This window comes from Salinicola sp. LHM (assembly GCF_034479735.1).
In the GTDB taxonomy this organism is placed as follows: Bacteria; Pseudomonadota; Gammaproteobacteria; order Pseudomonadales; family Halomonadaceae; genus Salinicola; species Salinicola salarius.
The window spans coordinates 3,518,910-3,535,519 of the sequence record NZ_CP140261.1 but is presented as its reverse complement, the minus strand read 5'-3'; the positions used below and the strand labels follow the sequence as shown (position 1 = coordinate 3,535,519).

Annotated in this window: 14 protein-coding genes, 3 tRNA genes and 1 rRNA gene; 15 read left to right on the top strand and 3 right to left on the bottom strand. The window is 61.3% G+C overall.

The annotated features are described in order from the left end of the window. Nucleotides 1–25: 25 nt before the first annotated feature. The 7 genes from R5R73_RS16095 to R5R73_RS16065 all read left to right on the top strand — a co-directional run bounded on the left by R5R73_RS16095 (nt 26) and on the right by R5R73_RS16065 (nt 5,432). A tRNA-Sec gene (locus R5R73_RS16095) sits at nt 26–121 on the top strand. Between the two features lie 559 nt (nt 122–680). After that, entirely contained in the window at nt 681–824 is a 144-nt protein-coding gene (locus R5R73_RS16090; protein WP_157957115.1) for a hypothetical protein, read from the top strand. 172 nt (nt 825–996) lie between these two features. Then, complete coding sequence (locus R5R73_RS16085; RefSeq protein WP_322528029.1) at nt 997–2,031, top strand: cation diffusion facilitator family transporter; 1,035 nt, start codon at nt 997–999, stop codon at nt 2,029–2,031. 195 nt (nt 2,032–2,226) lie between these two features. Continuing rightward, entirely contained in the window at nt 2,227–3,072 is an 846-nt protein-coding gene (metF, locus tag R5R73_RS16080) for a methylenetetrahydrofolate reductase [NAD(P)H] (RefSeq protein WP_322528028.1), read from the top strand. A gap of 87 nt (nt 3,073–3,159) precedes the next feature. Then, nucleotides 3,160–3,693: a superoxide dismutase [Cu-Zn] SodC gene (gene sodC, locus R5R73_RS16075; RefSeq protein ID WP_322528027.1), complete on the top strand. Its 534-nt coding sequence runs from the start codon at nt 3,160–3,162 to the stop codon at nt 3,691–3,693. 166 nt (nt 3,694–3,859) lie between these two features. Continuing rightward, nucleotides 3,860–4,531, top strand: coding sequence for a metal-dependent hydrolase (locus tag R5R73_RS16070; protein WP_276233182.1), 672 nt, complete (start codon nt 3,860–3,862; stop codon nt 4,529–4,531). Between the two features lie 238 nt (nt 4,532–4,769). After that, nucleotides 4,770–5,432, top strand: coding sequence for a haloacid dehalogenase type II (locus R5R73_RS16065; protein ID WP_322528026.1), 663 nt, complete (start codon nt 4,770–4,772; stop codon nt 5,430–5,432). A gap of 33 nt (nt 5,433–5,465) precedes the next feature. Here R5R73_RS16065 and R5R73_RS16060 read toward each other — a convergent pair whose 3' ends face one another. Next, on the bottom strand, nt 5,466–5,723 hold the full coding sequence (locus tag R5R73_RS16060; RefSeq protein WP_110636931.1) for a YheV family putative zinc ribbon protein: 258 nt from the start codon (nt 5,721–5,723) through the stop codon (nt 5,466–5,468). Nucleotides 5,724–5,790: 67 nt separating this feature from the next. Further along, nucleotides 5,791–7,842 (bottom strand): oligopeptidase A, encoded by a 2,052-nt coding sequence (gene prlC / locus R5R73_RS16055; protein WP_276233179.1) that lies wholly within the window; start codon nt 7,840–7,842, stop codon nt 5,791–5,793. A 280-nt stretch (nt 7,843–8,122) separates the two neighbouring features. Between prlC and R5R73_RS16050 the strand changes: the two genes are divergently transcribed. Together R5R73_RS16050 and R5R73_RS16045 are read left to right on the top strand one after the other, a co-directional pair. Next, on the top strand, nt 8,123–9,463 hold the full coding sequence (locus tag R5R73_RS16050; protein WP_110636923.1) for a sodium-dependent transporter: 1,341 nt from the start codon (nt 8,123–8,125) through the stop codon (nt 9,461–9,463). 54 nt (nt 9,464–9,517) lie between these two features. Further along, nucleotides 9,518–10,051: a gamma carbonic anhydrase family protein gene (locus R5R73_RS16045; RefSeq protein ID WP_276233177.1), complete on the top strand. Its 534-nt coding sequence runs from the start codon at nt 9,518–9,520 to the stop codon at nt 10,049–10,051. Here the strand turns inward: R5R73_RS16045 and R5R73_RS16040 are convergent, their stop codons facing one another. Next, entirely contained in the window at nt 10,052–10,840 is a 789-nt protein-coding gene (locus tag R5R73_RS16040) for a GntR family transcriptional regulator (protein ID WP_110636917.1), read from the bottom strand. 270 nt (nt 10,841–11,110) lie between these two features. On the opposite strand from R5R73_RS16040, the gene R5R73_RS16035 reads away from it, so the two are divergent. The 6 genes from R5R73_RS16035 (at nt 11,111) to R5R73_RS16010 (ending at nt 16,470) form a co-directional block, all read left to right on the top strand. Then, entirely contained in the window at nt 11,111–11,866 is a 756-nt protein-coding gene (locus tag R5R73_RS16035; RefSeq protein WP_322528025.1) for a (Fe-S)-binding protein, read from the top strand. Further along, entirely contained in the window at nt 11,863–13,350 is a 1,488-nt protein-coding gene (locus tag R5R73_RS16030) for a LutB/LldF family L-lactate oxidation iron-sulfur protein (protein ID WP_322528024.1), read from the top strand. Before R5R73_RS16035 ends, R5R73_RS16030 begins: the two co-directional genes overlap by 4 nt. Next, nucleotides 13,347–14,003 carry a lactate utilization protein gene (locus tag R5R73_RS16025; protein ID WP_322528023.1) on the top strand — a complete coding sequence of 219 codons (657 nt, stop codon included), beginning with the start codon at nt 13,347–13,349 and terminating at the stop codon, nt 14,001–14,003. Before R5R73_RS16030 ends, R5R73_RS16025 begins: the two co-directional genes overlap by 4 nt. 568 nt (nt 14,004–14,571) lie before the next feature. Beyond that, nucleotides 14,572–16,112: ribosomal RNA gene (locus R5R73_RS16020) — 16S ribosomal RNA — on the top strand. A gap of 67 nt (nt 16,113–16,179) precedes the next feature. Further along, a tRNA-Ile gene (locus R5R73_RS16015) sits at nt 16,180–16,256 on the top strand. A gap of 138 nt (nt 16,257–16,394) precedes the next feature. Further along, a tRNA-Ala gene (locus tag R5R73_RS16010) sits at nt 16,395–16,470 on the top strand. The last annotated feature ends 140 nt before the right edge of the window (nt 16,471–16,610 follow it).

Here is a 16,610-nt window from a genome sequence, read left to right as displayed (position 1 = left end):
TTTGGCCTTCGATGGCCGAACGCCTGGAAGAGAATCGTTCCCCGGTGGGGCGCCAGGACTTCAACTCCTGTAGGGGCTGCCAGCAGTCCCTGGTGGGTTCGACTCCCTCTCTCTTCCGCCACCCTTTCCTGTCCGGATGCGGCGGTTGTTGCCTGCGACCGCCGTTGATGTCTCGCCCTGCGTCGAGCGCCTGAGCGATGATGCTTGCCGGCTGCAAAAAATTACGCACTTTTATCGAAGCGCTGATCACTTATAAGCGCATGATTAAGAACACTTAAGTTTTTGATATTAAGAAAACTGATAGATAGATTACGAAAAATACGTTGGAGAGCCAGCGATGACGGTTCATCCTGAGTGTGCCCACTTAGCCAAGTGGCTCTCACCGCAAAGGAACGTGGGAGTGGGCTCTTCTTTCCAATCGCTGCATTTTGCTCTCTGCCTTCATTTGTCCGTGCTTTTTCTGTCCCGTTCTGGCGTGTGCGACACGTCGGCGCCGGTAATCCGTTCGTTCTCTTCACGCTGTCCATATTCGCTCCATCTCATATTCGCTCCATCCTGCCCGCTCTTTCCGTGCCGTGAGGCCGCCCTTCCCTGTAGGGGCCTGTCGACAGGGCGCTTTCTCTTCGAGGCGCAATCCTTACAATGAGGCGCATCAAAGCATCGCTATCGATGGAGAGACAATGCAAGGTTCCCTGATAGGTATCGTGGTCGGGCTGGTCGTCTGGATGTCGACGGCCGAGTGGAGCTGGGGAATCGGTGCCGGCATCGCCGTCGGGATCGCCTGGGATCTATGGCGACAGCGACCGGGGCGCGGTGACGACTGATACCGTTGGTCGAGACTTCGGGCTTTCGTCACCGGGATGGCGGTGATCTCGCGTTGCTGTCGATGGCGGTGCCTTCGGTCCCGGAATATCGCTGGGCAGGGAGGGCGTTGTAATACAATAGCGTCGGGGTCGTGCGCTAAGATTCGAGGACATTTCCGTCAGGACGGGTCTCATGACCTCGCACGAGCACTCTCGTCACGATTCACACGATCACGCTGGCAAGGGCCATTCTCATGACCATTCCCATGGCCGTTCCCATGGCCGTTCCCATGATGGTCACGCTCACGCTCACGACCACTCGCACGATCATGCGCCAACCGTAACGGCGGACAGCGCCAAGCGGGTCAGGCTGGCGATGATCCTGACCGCCGGGTTCATGCTGGCCGAGGTGGTTGGCGGCTGGCTCTCCGGTTCCCTGGCCCTGCTGGCCGATGCTGGGCACATGTTCAGCGACAGTTTCTCGCTCGGCCTCGCGCTGTTCGCCTTCTACATGGGCGACAAGGCCCCGGACAAGCTGCGCACCTTCGGCTATCAGCGCTTTCAGGTGCTTGCAGCCTTCATCAACGGCCTGACGCTGCTGGCGATCGCGGTATGGATCCTCATCGCCGCGATCCAGCGTTTTACCCAGCCGATCGAGGTGCTGGCGGGGCCGATGATGACGGTGGCGATCCTGGGGCTGCTGGTCAACCTGGTGGTCTTCAAGATCCTGCACGGCGGAGACCAGGAGAATCTCAACCTGCGCGGCGCCGTGCTGCACGTCATCGGTGATCTGCTGGGCTCCGTGGCGGCGATCGTCGCCTCCGTCGTCATCCTGCTGACCGGCTGGACGCCGATCGATCCGCTGCTGTCGATGCTGGCTGCCGCGCTGATCCTGCGCGCCGCCTGGAAGATTCTGCGGCGCTCGTCGCATACCTTGCTGGAGGGCACGCCGGAGGGGGTCGATGTCGGCCAGATCCGACAGGCGCTGCTTGGCGTCGACGGGGTCAAGAGCCTGCACGACATTCATGTCTGGGGGCTGACGCCGCAGGATCCGCTGCTCAGCGTGCATCTGGTGATCGAGACGCCGGAGCTGCACGATGACGTGATCGAGCGTGCCTACGACATGCTGCAGAGCCGCTTCGGCATTCAACATGCCACACTGCAGGTCGAAACCCGAGACTGCCTGACCGGCGGGGAGTGCAACCACGGCATGGTCGTGCATCCATGAATCGGCTGCCGTCTCGATGACTGAGGTTCATGGTGACGGCGGGAAAGTTTCATTGGCCGTTATCGTCTCGGGCAGGCAAAATCGCCGATATCCGTCGTCAATCCATCATCGGTGGTCGTTTTCAGGTCACGATCCGAGAACGACACCCGCGGCTGGCGTACTGTCACGCTGGCTTGTATCGAAGAGAGTCATACCATGAGCACGCAGCCGCCGCTGGGCATCAGTTTCGAATTCTTTCCTCCCAATACCGAAGCAGGAAGGGAAAAGCTCGGCGGGGTACGCGATGCACTGGCCGCGCGGAATCCGCGCTTCTTCTCCGTGACCTACGGTGCCGGCGGTTCCACCCAGGCCCGCACCTTCGATACCGTCAAGACGGTGCGTCGTAGCGGTGTCAGTACGGCGCCGCATCTGTCGTGCATCGGTAGCGAAAAGGGCGCGCTTCGCGAGCTGCTTCAGACCTATCGCGAGGATGGCGTGGACAGTCTGGTGGCACTGCGCGGCGATCTGCCGTCGGGCATGGGCGGCGCTGGCGAGCTGCGTTATGCCAACGAACTGGTCGAATTCATCCGGGCCGAAACCGGCGATCATTTCGAGATCGCGGTGGCGGCCTATCCGGAGGCGCATCCCCAGGCACCGAGCTTCGAGCGGGACCTGGAAAATTTCGCCCGCAAGGCGAAGGCCGGCGCCGACCTGGCGATTACCCAGTACTTTTTCACTGCGGACGCCTATTTCCACTTCGTGGACCGGGTGAGGGCGATGGGGGTCGAGATCCCGATCGTGCCGGGGATCATGCCGATTACCAACTACACCAAGCTGGCCCGCTTCTCCGATGCCTGCGGCGCCGATATCCCGCGCTGGATCCGCAAGCAGCTCGAAGCCTACGGCGACGATAGCGAGAGCATTCAGGCGTTCGGCACGGAGGTGATCTCGAATCTCTGCCAGCGCCTGCTGGATGGCGGGGCGCCGGGCCTGCATTTCTACACGCTGAATCAGTCGGCGCCGACGCTACGGGTACTGGACAACCTCGCGTTCAAGCATTGACCCGAACTCGATCATTGACCGGGTGGTTCGCGTCATCGTCGTGTGTTGTCTAGTTTGAAGTCTGTCACCCACGGACAGGAAGACGACATGCGACAGAAGACACTATTGGCGCTCGGCGCAGGTCTGGCAATGACGCTGAGCACTGCGGCCCAGGCCGAGACCCGCGTAGAGATGCATTCGGTTTCCAGCGACGGCGTCGGCGATAGCGTCGGCACCGTGATGGCAGAGGACACCGACCACGGCTTGCTGCTGACGCCGGATCTTTCCGGTCTGAATCCCGGGATTCACGGGTTCCACCTCCACCAGAACGCCAGCTGCGAGACCAGCAAAAGCGATGGTGAAGTGACGCCGGCTGGCGCCGCTGGCGGGCACCTCGACCCCGAGGGGACCGGCACTCACCGAGGGCCATACAGCGACGAGGGCCATCTTGGCGATCTTCCCGCGCTGATGATCGATGAGGATGGCAATGCCACGACGCCGGTATTGGCCCCTCGCCTGGAGGAGTCCGACTTGAGCGGTCATGCTCTCATGATCCATGAAGGCGGCGACAACTATTCCGACGAGCCCAAACTCGGCGGTGGCGGTAGTCGGGTTGCGTGCGGGGTCATCGAGAGCAAGTGATCCGTGCCTGTCAGAAACCCACCGACGACGGCTCTGCCACTGGCAGGGCCGTTCTGCGTTGCGGGATGGTGCGCGTTATCCGTTCATTCTCTGTAAGCTATTGTTTTCAAGACGGCCCACGCGCCATAATCTGTTCATTTATCCAGTTATGGGGCGCCCGGGGCCGATGGCCAATTTTCGAACGCATTTGGGCGTGGCGAGCGTCGGGGGAGCCGTCGTCGCTCAGGCCGGCTGGCAGGCGGGGCAGTGGAGCGGCTGGCAGGCGATGGCCGTGGCCTTGCTCGTGGCGTTCGGCGGCATTCTGCCGGATATCGATGCCGACCAGTCCCAGGCCATTCGTCTGATCTTCAATATTCTGGCTGTCGTTGCGGTGGTGCTGACTGTACTGATGCTGCAGCACAGAGTCACGCCAGCCTATCTGTTCGTCGCCTGCGGTGGTGTCTATGTCGGCGTGCGCTATCTGGCCGGCGCCTTGTTTGCCCGCTTCACCGTGCATCGCGGACTCTGGCATTCGCTGCTGGCGGCGGGCGTCAGCGGGCTGTCGACCGCGGCGATCAGCTTTTCGCTACTGGAGCAGCCGGAGCGGCTGGCCTGGATCCACGGCTTGGCGATGACGCTGGGCTTCGTCATTCACTTGACGCTGGACGAGTTGTACAGCGTCGATCTCACCGGGGCGCGGCTCAAACGCTCTTTCGGCACGGCGCTCAAGCTGTTCAGCTGGCAGGCGCCGGGAAGCGCGCTGATGCTGGCACTGGTATCGGCGCACCTGCTGAGCTGGCTGCCTTCCTTCGCGGCGCTGCGCCAACTGATCGCGCAGGGCATGGCGTTCTGGCACTGAGGCGGGACCGTCCGCATTCATAGCGAGGAACGCACGATTTGCATTTACGGAGCGGGCGCGAAGATCGGCAGGCGCTCGGTCTGGTTTCTTTCTACACTCATCATCCATCTACACGACTCATCGTCCATCTACACTCGTCTTCTCCGACAACCATCCTCTCTACGCACTCGAGCGGTAGACGCTCATCTTGTCTGCTCGATGTTCCGTCCATCTCACCATTCACGACAAGGAGGTCGCGATGCATCTGGTATTCGACGTCAATGAAACGCTGCTCGACACGCGCGCGCTCGACCCGCTGTTCCTGCGCTGGTTTGACAGCGAAGCCGCACGTCCGGAGTGGTTCCTGACCCTTCAGGAGCGCTGGATGACGACCAACCTGATCGGGCGATTCGAACCCTTCTCCAGCCTTGCCAAAAGCGCACTGCGCCAGCTTGGCGCCAAGCACGGCGTCGCGATAACCGCCGACGACGAGCAGGCGCTGGTCGACGGTATCCTCTCGATGCCTGCCCATGGCGACGTCACGGCGGCACTGACGACGCTTCGTGATCAGGGCCATACGCTGACGGCACTGACCAATAGCGCGTTGAAGGCGGCGCATCAGCAATTAGAACATGCCGGGCTGGTGGGCTACTTCGACGCCATCCTCAGCGTGGAGAGCGTCGAATGCTACAAGCCGGCGCCGGAGCCCTATCGGCACGCGGCGGCACACTGGGGCGTGGAGACGCATGAGATGGCGATGATCGCCGCCCACGGCTGGGACTTGATCGGAGCCCATGCGGCTGGCATGCGAACCGGCTTCGTCGCGCGGCCGGGCAAGGCGATGGATCCGGCACTCGAGGACGTGCCGGATTGGCAGGATGACGATCTGGCACGTCTGGTAGAGCGGATCATCGCTGCCTGACGAGGCCGACCGTCAATCTCATCATTCCCGATATCAATGCGGTTTGCGGGGATCGAGAATGCGCACCGGCGTGATCTCCTCGCTCGCGGGCCGCTGGCGCTCCCGAGGCTGGTTCACCCGAGTGGGAACTTCCGGGATCGTGTCGTCCTCGATGGGCAGCTGTTCGAAGAAGTCACAGCTCACGCAGTCCCGATAGCGGATGCCGTTCTGTTCCCACGAACGGATGCGATCCATGGCCGAACAGCGCGGACAGATCGCACCGGCGATAAAGCGTTTCGGCGTCTGGGTCATGCGTTACCTCGCAATCGTTGAGCGGACGCCGGCAGGCGCCCACTCGGCTCATTGGCGAAACCGGCGATCATGCCGCGTTCCGGGGTTCGATACCGGCATGGCGCAGCAGCGGATCGATGCTCGGCTCGCGGCCGCGGAAGGCTTCGAACAGCTCTGCGGCTTCCCGCGAACCGCCCTGTTCCAGGATCGTCTCGCGGAAACGGCGGCCGGTTTCGGGATCGAAGATGCCGGCTTCCTCGAAGGCGCTGTAGGCATCCGCGGAAAGCACTTCGGCCCACTTGTAGCTGTAGTAGCCGGCGGCGTACCCCCCGGCGAAGATGTGCGCGAAGCCGTTCTGGAAACGGTTGAAGTCGACGGTGGGTACGACCGAGGCCTTGGCGCGCACGTCGTCGAGCAACGCTTGAACGTCCGCCGCGCTCGGCTTCTGGCACTCGTGGTGCAAGCGGAAATCGAACAGCGAGAACTCCAGCTGGCGCATCATCTGCATTGCCGACTGGAAGTTGCGTGCGGCCTGCAGCTTGTCCAGCAGGTCGTCCGGCAGCTTTTCGCCGGTATCGACGTGACCGGCGATCAGGTCTAGACCCTCGCGTTCCCAGCAGAAGTTTTCCATGAACTGGCTCGGCAGTTCGACGGCGTCCCAGGCGACGCCGCTGATGCCGGAAACGTCGGCGACCGTCTGCTGCGTCAGCATGTGATGCAGGCCGTGGCCGAATTCGTGGAACAGCGTCAGCACTTCATCGTGCGTCAGCAACGCCGGCTTGCCGGCGACCGGAGGCGTGAAGTTGCAGGTCAGATAGGCGACCGGCAGCTGCAGCTCGCCATTCTCGCGCTGCAAGCGAGTCCGGCAGACATCCATCCAGGCGCCGCCACGCTTGCCTTCGCGGGCGTAGAGATCCAGATAGAAACCGGCGATGGGGCGATCGCCGTCGAGCACGTCGAAATACTGTACGTCGGGGTGGTAACGCGGCGCTTCCGGGTTTTCCGCCATGCGGATGCCGTAGAGCTTTCCAGTGACGCGGAACAGTCCTTCGACGGCACGCGGGGCGGGGAAGTAGGGGCGCAGCTGCTCCTGGGAAATGTCGTAGCGCGACTGCCGGAGCTTTTCGCTGGCAAAGCCGGTATCCCAAGGGTTCAGCGAATCGAGGCCGAGTGTCTCTTTGGCGAAGGCTTCGAGTTCATTGAACTCGCGCTGGGCCTGTGGATGCGCACGCTCGGCGAGGTCGTCGAGGAACCCCAGCACCTGCTCGGGCGTTTCGGCCATCTTGGTGGCCAGAGAGTAGTCGGCGTAGGTATCGAAACCAAGCAGCTTCGCCAGTTCCTGGCGCAGCGCCAGTGTTTCCTCGATGACCGGGGCGTTGTCGTTCTCGCCGGCCTTGGGCCCCTGGTCGGAAGCGCGGGTGACGTAGGCGGTATAGACTTCGCGACGCAGCTCGCGATCTTCGGCGAAGGTCATGACCGGCAGGAAGCTGGGCACGTCGAGGGTAATCCGGTAGCCGGTCTTGCCCTTGGCTTCGGCATTCGCCTTGAGCGTTTCGAGCGCGCTTTCCGGCAAGCCGCTCAGACGCTCGGCATCGTCCAGGTCCAGATGCCAGGATTGCGTGGCGTCTAGCAACTGGTTGGAGAAGGTGTTGCCCAGTTCCGACAGGCGGGCCTGGATCTCGCCGTAGCGCTTTTTCTTCTCGGCCGGCAGGTCGACGCCCGCCAGGCGGAAGTTGCGCAGCGTATTGTCGATCGCCTTGCGCTGGGCGGTATCGAGCGTAGCGTACTCGTCGCTCTCCCGCAGGCGTTCGAAAGCCTTGAACAGCGCGGTGTTCTGGCCGACCCAGGTGCTGTACTCGGACAACATGGCGAGGCACTGCTGGTAGGCTTCGCGCAGGGCATCGTTGTTCATCGTCGAGTTGAGATGCGAAACCGGCGACCAGGCCTGGGAGAGGCGGTCGTCGAGCGCTTCCAGCGGCGCGGCGAGTGTCTGCCAGCTCACGTCCTGCTGCTGGGCGAGCGCCTCGGTGGCCTGACGGTTGTCGGCAATGATTTTCTCGATGGCCGGGACGACGTGTTCGGGGCGAATCGCTTCGAACGGCGGCAGGGTATGATGCTCGAGCAGCGGGTTATTCGACATGGTCACCTCGGGCGATGGAATCAGTGTCATTCTATATGGGGGGAGCTGGCGCCGCTTTCAATCCGAAGGCCCGCCCCGGTTCCGATCCAGACCGGTCCCGGGATCCCGACACCCATGCTCGTTCCAGATTCCGGCCCGGCATGCGCGGAGCGAAAGCGTCGGCATGCTCGAGATTGGCGCTCCGCCGGGTGCCTGATAGGCTCTTCGCGTTTTCGTTATCGTCGCATGGCATCATGGCCTGCCGACATCGGCCGCAACCGTCAGACATAGGTCTCGAATGATGAGTGAAACTCTGGAGCGCTGGCAGTCCCGCCGCGCCTTTATTCTGGCGGTCACCGGTGCTGCCGTCGGCCTGGGCAACATCTGGCGCTTCCCTTACATGACCGGCGAGAACGGGGGCTCGGCCTTCCTGCTCCTTTACGTCGTCTTCGTGGTGCTGCTGGGGCTGCCGATGATGATGGCGGAGATCATGATCGGGCGCGCCGGCCGCCGCAGCCCGATGCAGGCACTGGCGTTCCTGGCGGAGGAGGCCGATATCAGTCGCCACTGGAAATGGCTGGGGCTGTTCGGCGCGATCACCGTCTTCTTCATCCTGTCGTTCTACTCGGTGGTTTCCGGCTGGTCGATCGAGTACCTGGTGAGCGCGGTGAACGGCAGTTTCGTGAACCGGTCGCCTCAGGAAATCGGTGCGAGCTTCGATGCGTTTCTGGCCGACCCGCTGCGCATGACCTTCAACCATACCTTGTTCATGCTGCTGACGATGTCGGTGGTGGCGGCCGGCATCGTCAACGGCATCGAGAAGCTCAACAACGTAATGATGCCGCTGCTCTACGGCATCCTGATCGTGCTGGGAGGCTACGCCGTGACGACCTCCGGCTTCGGCGCCGCCATGCACTGGCTGTTCACTCCCGATGTGTCCGCGATTACCTGGGGCGTGGTGCTCAACGCCATGGGACATGCCTTCTTTACGCTGGCCGTGGGAGCCTGTGCGCTGATGGCGTATGGCGCCTACATGCCTGACGAGCAGAGCCTGCCGAGGGCGGTCTTCGGCGTGGCGGTGCTCGATATTATGGTGGCGCTGCTTTCCGGCATCGCCATCTTTTCCATCGTTTTCACCCATGGGCTCGACCCCAGCGAAGGACCGGGACTGATGTTCGTCACGCTGCCGATCGCTTTCAGCGAACTGCCGGGCGGGCAGGTCTGGCTGGGTGCCTTCTTTCTGCTGCTGCTCATCGCGACCTGGACCTCTTCAATCAATCTGGCCGAGCCGATGGTGTCGATGCTCGTCGGGGCCGGGTGGCGGCGTAGCCGGGCTGCTATCCTGATCGGGGGGCTGGTATGGCTGGTGGGGCTGCTGTCGGTGTTGTCGTTCTCCACGCTGGCGGATGTGCATTGGGTCGGGGAGATGAATTTCTTCGCGCTGGTGTCGACCATACCGCCCGATATCTTTCTGCCGGTCGGCGGTCTGCTGATCGCTATCTTCGCGGCATGGAAAATGTCCCGGGAAGCTGCCGTGGCAGCATTGGGCGTCAGCCCCGGCGCTTTCCGCCTGTGGCTGGGACTGGTGCGCTATGTGTCGATTCCGCTGACCGCCGTCGTGCTGGTGACGAGCCTGATATAGACAATATGCTTCCGATGGTCCGACGGATTCCGGATAGCGACAGGAGTGAAAACCATGGCAATTCGAACGTTTCAGGGCGTCACGCCCAGCCTTGGCGAGCGGGTGTTCATCGATGACACCAGTGTCGTGCTGGGAGACGTCGCGCTGGGCGATGACTGCTCGGTATGGCCGATGGCGGTCATTCGCGGCGATGTGCACCGCATTCGTATCGGCGCACGAACCAGCGTGCAGGACGGCTGCGTACTGCACTGCACCCACGCCAGCGACTACAACCCGGGCGGCCACCCCCTGGTGATCGGGGACGAGGTCACGATCGGCCACCAGGCCACGCTGCATGGCTGCAAAATCGGTAACCGCGTGCTGGTCGGGATGGGCGCCGTGGTGCTGGATGGGGTCGTGGTCGAAGACGAGGTGATCATCGCTGCCGGCGCCATGGTGCCACCCGGCAAGGTGCTGGAGAGCGGCCATGTCTACGCCGGCAACCCCGCCAGACCGCTACGTGAACTCAAGCCCGCGGAGCGGGAGTTCTTTGCCTACTCCGCCGCCAACTACGTCAAGCTGAAGGATCAACACCTGACCGGCGAATGATCAACTGTCGCGGCGGTCGTTCAACAGCTGCGACCGCCTTTCGGCGCGCTGGGCTCGAGACTCGGCGCGCTGCAGGTCCATCAGCCCCGCCTTGACGTAGTCGAGATGCTCGTGTGCCAGTGTACGGGCATCCTCGGCTCGACCTTCCTGAATCGCCTCGAGCAGCGCGCGGTGCTGTGCCATCAGTCGTTCGCGGGCGTTGGGGCGCTCGAACAGATGCGCCAGGTTGGCCACTATGCTCTTCTCCAGCAGGTGAAAGAGACCGCGAATGGTGTGCAGCATCAGGACATTGTGTGCCGCCTCGGCAATGGCCAGATGAAAGGCGGCGTCGGCCTTGGCTTCGCGTAGCGGATCGCTTTGCTGATCGGGGTCCTTGTAGCTTCTGTCCAGCGCCTCGAATCGCCGTTGCAGCATCTCCTTGTCCGCCGGTGTCGCCCGCATCGCCGCGTGATAGGCGGTGATCCCTTCCATGGCGTCGCGGAATTCCAGCACGTCCAGATGAAATTCTTCGTGACGTGACAGCATCTCCAGCATGGGATCGCCATAGCTGTCGGCGAGACGTTCGCTGACATAGGTACCGCCACCCTGGCGACTGGTCAGAAGGCCGCGAGCGGCCAGCTTCTGGATGGCCTCGCGCAACGAGGGGCGGGAGACGCCAAAGCGCTCGGCCAGCTCTCGTTCGGCTGGCAGGCGATGGCCGGGTTTGAGGCTGCCCTCGAGGATCATTGCCTCGAGGCGTTCGGTAAGGACATCGGCCAGGCGAGGTTGTCTGACGGAGGGGTAGGCCACTGATCGGGCTCCTGGTGGTCATTCTGAAATTGGTTTTACCAATATTGTGGCATCTTTCAAGGATGTCTGGTCAGAGAAATGCGCTTTCTGGCGGCAGATAAACCAAAGTATAAGCGTGTAGAGGGGGAATTCGCGGGCTTTCATTTGACCCCCGTTTCTGGGCAGTAATAATGGGGTGAAATTGAAGTGTCAATTGGTAAAACCAAAAGCGGGCCTGTGCGGACAGCATCCAGTCCGTGCGGCAGGATCCCGACGAACCAGGACCATGACATGACGCCAGTCAAGCTCTACCCCGCCAAGCCCGAGAAGGTTTATCTGTTCGGCACCTGTCTGATCGACCTGTTCTATCCCGAGGCGGGGATGGATGTCGTCCATCTGCTCGAGCGGGAAGGAATCGAGGTCATCTACCCGGACGACCAGACCTGCTGCGGCCAGCCCGCCTATACCTCCGGCTATCATGACGAAGCGCGCGCCGTCGCTGCCGCGCAGCTCGATCTGTTCCCGGAACCGTGGCCGATCATCGTGCCGTCGGGCTCCTGCGGCGCAATGATGCGCACTCACTACGCTCAGCTCTTTGCGGATAGCGAACGCCAAGCGCAGGCAGAGGAGGTCGCGTCGCGAGTCTTCGAGCTGACCGAGTTCCTGGTCCATGTCTGCCACGTACGGCTGGTCGATCGGGGTGAGCCGCAGCGACTGGCGATGCATACGTCGTGCAGCGCTCGACGGGAGATGGGGCTGGCGGAGACGGGGCCGCAGCTACTCCAGCAACTGAGTAACGTGACGCTGGTCGAGCAGGCGCACGCCGCGGAGTGCTGCGGATTCGGCGGTACCTTTGCCGTGCGTCATCCGGAAGTTTCCGCGGCGATGGTGGCCGACAAGGGCGCGGCGTTCGAAGCCGCGGAGGCGGAGCACTTCGTGACGTCCGATTGCGGTTGCCTGATGAATATCGATGGTCATCTGCAGCATGAACGGCGCGCGCTCCGTGGCGAGCATATCGCCAGCTATCTATGGAGGCGCACGGCATGAGTGCTCCCTCGACGGCCAAGTCCCCCAAGGAAACGCTTCAGGGCGGGGCGGCGACGCCGGAAGTCCAGACGTTCGATCCACGGCATTTCCATGCGCAGGCGCACGATGCGCTCAACAACCCGCAGATCCGAAGTAACTTTCGCAGCGCAATGGATGGGCTGATGCGCAAGCGTCGGGATGTCTTTGCCGAGTGGGATCTCGAGACCCTGCGTCAGCTGGGAGCCAACGTGCGCGCCCGAGCGCTGGCCAAGCTGCCGGATCTGCTGGAGCAGCTCGAACGCAACTGTCAGGCCAACGGTATCCAGGTCCACTGGGCAGAAAATGGCGACGAGGCCTGCCGCATCATTCGCACGCTCTGCGAATCGCGGGGCGCCAGGCGGATGATCAAGGGCAAGTCGATGGTTTCCGAGGAGATGCATCTGAATGCGCATCTCGAAGCGGCGGGCATCGAGGCGCTGGAGTCGGATCTCGGTGAATACCTGGTGCAGATGGCCCACGAAACGCCATCGCACATCATCATGCCGGCGATTCACAAGAATACCGGCGAGATCGCCGATCTCATGCATGACAAGACCGGCATCGCGCGAACGCTGGATGCCGATACGCTGACGGCGGCGGCGAGGGGGCAGCTCAGAGAGCGCTTCCTGACCGCGGACGTGGGGCTCTCCGGCGTCAATTTCGCGGTGGCCGAGACCGGCACGCTTTGCCTGGTGGAAAACGAGGGCAATGGGCGGCTGACCACCACGGTGCCGCCGATGCACATCGCGGTGACGGGAATCGAGAAAGTCGTCGAGCATCTGCAGGATGTCGCGCCTCTCTATGCCTTGCTGACGCGTTCCGCCACCGGGCAGCCGGTGACGACCTACTTCAACATGATCTCCGGGCCACGCAAGAGCGAAGAGCACGACGGCCCGCAAGAGGTCCATCTGGTGCTGGTCGATAATGGCCGGTCGCGCATCTATCAGGACGACGAACTACTCGATACGCTGCGCTGCATCCGCTGCGGTGCCTGCATGAACCATTGTCCGGTCTACACGCGGGTCGGCGGGCACGCCTACGGCACGACGTATCCGGGGCCCATCGGCAAGATTCTGATGCCGCACTTGCTGGGTCTGGATGCGACGCGTGATCTACCCAGTGCGTCCAGTCTGTGTGGCGCCTGCGGTGAAGTCTGTCCGGTCAAGATTCCGATTCCCGATCTGCTGGTGCGGCTGCGCAAGGAGTCCGTCGGCGAGGGGCGCGGCAACGTGCCGGGGGCCGGGGTCAAGCGTAATGCCAAAGAAGTCGCGGCCTGGAAAAGCTGGCAGTGGGTAGCGACGCATCCCGCTTTCTGGAGGTTGGGTACGGGCGTGGCCGGGCGCTTTCGCCGGCTATCTCCCGGCCACCTGCCGCCATGGACGGACTACCGTGTGGCGCCCAAGCCTGCGAGCAAGACACTGCATGCCATGATGCGAGAGCGGTGCCGAACGGAGAGCGACTCATGAGTGCAAGGGAAGCGATTCTCGAACGCCTGCGCCAACGCCTGGATGGCGATATTGCGGTTCCGACCAGCGACTTTACCGTCATGACGGCGCGAGGCTGGAGTCGGGAAGAGCGGCTGGCGCGTTTCGAAGCGATGATCACGGCTGTGCGAGGCGAAGTCGTGAAGACGTCCCGCGCGGACTGGACTCGGGCTCTGGTTCAGGTCCTGGCCGACAAAGGAGTCGGAACGCTGGCGTTGGGGCGTCTCCATGATGTGGCTAGCGAGGCTCGAGAAACGCTGGCGGCGCATGACATCGAACTGGTCGACGCCGATCGGGATATCGAAAGCTGGAGTCGGGAGCAGTTCGAGGGTGTCGATGCGGGCCTGACATCGACGCTGGGCGGTATCGCCGAGACGGGGAGTCTCTTTCTCTGGCCTACGCCTGACGAGCCGCGTCGGCTGAGCCTGGTGCCGCCATTCCATATTGCGGTATTGGATGCCGACCATGTTCACGACACCTTCTTTGATGTGCTGCGCGACAAGCGCTGGGCAGATCGGATGCCGACCAATGCGCTGCTGATCTCGGGGCCGAGCAAGACGGCTGATATCGAGCAGACGCTGGTCTATGGCGTGCACGGGCCGAGGCAACTCGTCGTGCTGTTGCGTCAGGATTGAGGCACTGCTGACGACTCGGTCAAAGGCGTGCTTTGAGCCTATCGTGACAGGCGATTGTCATTGATTTCACTTTTTTTGAATCAGGGGCTTGCCAAGCGGGCATCGGATCCGTAAAGTACGCATCCGCTGACGCCGAGACAGGGTTTCGGAGGCAGCGGAGAAGAAAGCCAAGCGTTTGATTTGATTGAAGAAATCGGTTGACGCAAGGCGGTGAGGCCGGTAAGATCGCTTCCCAGTTCTTCGAAGGATCGGCTCCACCCAGTTTGACCGGAGCCAGCGGGATTCAACGGAAAAAGATGTTGACATCGCCGCCAAGATCCTTAAAATACGCCACTCCTTACGGCGGCCCAGAAAACAAGCGCTGACAAGCACTTGGGTTCGACAACGGCAAAGTAAGGCGCTCTTTAACAATCGATCAGGTAATTGATGTGGGCGCTTGTTCTCGCGTGACAGCCAGTCACGACATATCGAGGCAAGCGACTCGTCAAGATTCGTTTGACCTTGAACCAAGTTTGGTCCGCTTTTCACTCTATCTTCGGATCGAGAGAAGTAAGGACTATCAGACTTTAAACTGAAGAGTTTGATCATGGCTCAGATTGAACGCTGGCGGCAGGCCTAACACATGCAAGTCGAGCGGCAGCACGGGGAGCTTGCTCCCTGGTGGCGAGCGGCGGACGGGTGAGTAATGCATAGGAATCTGCCCGGTAGTGGGGGATAACGTGGGGAAACCCACGCTAATACCGCATACGTCCTACGGGAGAAAGCAGGGGATCTTCGGACCTTGCGCTATCGGATGAGCCTATGTCGGATTAGCTAGTTGGTAAGGTAACGGCTTACCAAGGCAACGATCCGTAGCTGGTCTGAGAGGATGATCAGCCACACTGGGACTGAGACACGGCCCAGACTCCTACGGGAGGCAGCAGTGGGGAATATTGGACAATGGGCGAAAGCCTGATCCAGCCATGCCGCGTGTGTGAAGAAGGCTTTCGGGTTGTAAAGCACTTTCAGCGAGGAAGAAAGCCTCTGGGCCAATACCCCAGAGGAAGGACATCACTCGCAGAAGAAGCACCGGCTAACTCCGTGCCAGCAGCCGCGGTAATACGGAGGGTGCGAGCGTTAATCGGAATTACTGGGCGTAAAGCGCGCGTAGGTGGCTTGGCACGCCGGTTGTGAAAGCCCCGGGCTCAACCTGGGAACGGCATCCGGAACGGCCAGGCTAGAGTGCAGGAGAGGAAGGTAGAATTCCCGGTGTAGCGGTGAAATGCGTAGAGATCGGGAGGAATACCAGTGGCGAAGGCGGCCTTCTGGCCTGACACTGACACTGAGGTGCGAAAGCGTGGGTAGCAAACAGGATTAGATACCCTGGTAGTCCACGCCGTAAACGATGTCGACTAGCCGTTGGGACCTTTAAGGACTTAGTGGCGCAGTTAACGCGATAAGTCGACCGCCTGGGGAGTACGGCCGCAAGGTTAAAACTCAAATGAATTGACGGGGGCCCGCACAAGCGGTGGAGCATGTGGTTTAATTCGATGCAACGCGAAGAACCTTACCTACCCTTGACATCCAGAGAAGTTGGCAGAGATGCCTTCGTGCCTTCGGGAGCTCTGAGACAGGTGCTGCATGGCTGTCGTCAGCTCGTGTTGTGAAATGTTGGGTTAAGTCCCGTAACGAGCGCAACCCTTGTCCTTATTTGCCAGCGAGTAATGTCGGGAACTCTAAGGAGACTGCCGGTGACAAACCGGAGGAAGGTGGGGACGACGTCAAGTCATCATGGCCCTTACGGGTAGGGCTACACACGTGCTACAATGGCCGGTACAAAGGGTTGCGAGACCGCGAGGTGGAGCGAATCCCAGAAAGCCGGCCTCAGTCCGGATCGGAGTCTGCAACTCGACTCCGTGAAGTCGGAATCGCTAGTAATCGTGAATCAGAATGTCACGGTGAATACGTTCCCGGGCCTTGTACACACCGCCCGTCACACCATGGGAGTGGACTGCACCAGAAGTGGTTAGCTTAACCTTCGGGAGAGCGATCACCACGGTGTGGTTCATGACTGGGGTGAAGTCGTAACAAGGTAGCCGTAGGGGAACCTGCGGCTGGATCACCTCCTTAAACGATTAGCTTAGCGTGGTTCAAGCGCTCACAATCAATTACCTGATCGGCCAGAGCAAGACTGTTTGGGTCTGTAGCTCAGTTGGTTAGAGCGCACCCCTGATAAGGGTGAGGTCGGCAGTTCGAGTCTGCCCAGACCCACCAAATTTTATCCAGTTCCACGTTATTTCGTGACTCGCATAGCAGGCTATGCGTCGCCCCGAAATGCCTCGATCTGAATAAAATTAAACAGATCAAATAAAAGAGAAAGTCTTCTTGGTTCTTTTTACGATCTGTCTATCCGGGGCCTTAGCTCAGCTGGGAGAGCGCCTGCCTTGCACGCAGGAGGTCAGCGGTTCGATCCCGCTAGGCTCCACCATTCTCTCGCGGCAACTCGAGAGACAAGCACAACCCGACAGTCTGACCATAAGTTTTAAGCTATACGCTTGACGTGACGATGAAACACTCGTGACAGCAAGCTTACAGCTTAGAGCTTATCGCTCTAAACGCTCTTTAACA

Bases quoted from the DNA above. Each gene is read 5' to 3' on its own strand.
- R5R73_RS16090 (WP_157957115.1), top strand. From the start codon at position 681: ATGCAAGGTTCCCTGATAGGTATCGTGGTCGGGCTGGTCGTCTGGATG.
- R5R73_RS16085 (WP_322528029.1), top strand. From the start codon at position 997: ATGACCTCGCACGAGCACTCTCGTCACGATTCACACGATCACGCTGGC.
- metF (WP_322528028.1), top strand. From the start codon at position 2,227: ATGAGCACGCAGCCGCCGCTGGGCATCAGTTTCGAATTCTTTCCTCCC.
- sodC (WP_322528027.1), top strand. From the start codon at position 3,160: ATGCGACAGAAGACACTATTGGCGCTCGGCGCAGGTCTGGCAATGACG.
- R5R73_RS16070 (WP_276233182.1), top strand. From the start codon at position 3,860: ATGGCCAATTTTCGAACGCATTTGGGCGTGGCGAGCGTCGGGGGAGCC.
- R5R73_RS16065 (WP_322528026.1), top strand. From the start codon at position 4,770: ATGCATCTGGTATTCGACGTCAATGAAACGCTGCTCGACACGCGCGCG.
- R5R73_RS16060 (WP_110636931.1), bottom strand. From the start codon at position 5,723: ATGACCCAGACGCCGAAACGCTTTATCGCCGGTGCGATCTGTCCGCGC.
- prlC (WP_276233179.1), bottom strand. From the start codon at position 7,842: ATGTCGAATAACCCGCTGCTCGAGCATCATACCCTGCCGCCGTTCGAA.
- R5R73_RS16050 (WP_110636923.1), top strand. From the start codon at position 8,123: ATGAGTGAAACTCTGGAGCGCTGGCAGTCCCGCCGCGCCTTTATTCTG.
- R5R73_RS16045 (WP_276233177.1), top strand. From the start codon at position 9,518: ATGGCAATTCGAACGTTTCAGGGCGTCACGCCCAGCCTTGGCGAGCGG.
- R5R73_RS16035 (WP_322528025.1), top strand. From the start codon at position 11,111: ATGACGCCAGTCAAGCTCTACCCCGCCAAGCCCGAGAAGGTTTATCTG.
- R5R73_RS16030 (WP_322528024.1), top strand. From the start codon at position 11,863: ATGAGTGCTCCCTCGACGGCCAAGTCCCCCAAGGAAACGCTTCAGGGC.
- R5R73_RS16025 (WP_322528023.1), top strand. From the start codon at position 13,347: ATGAGTGCAAGGGAAGCGATTCTCGAACGCCTGCGCCAACGCCTGGAT.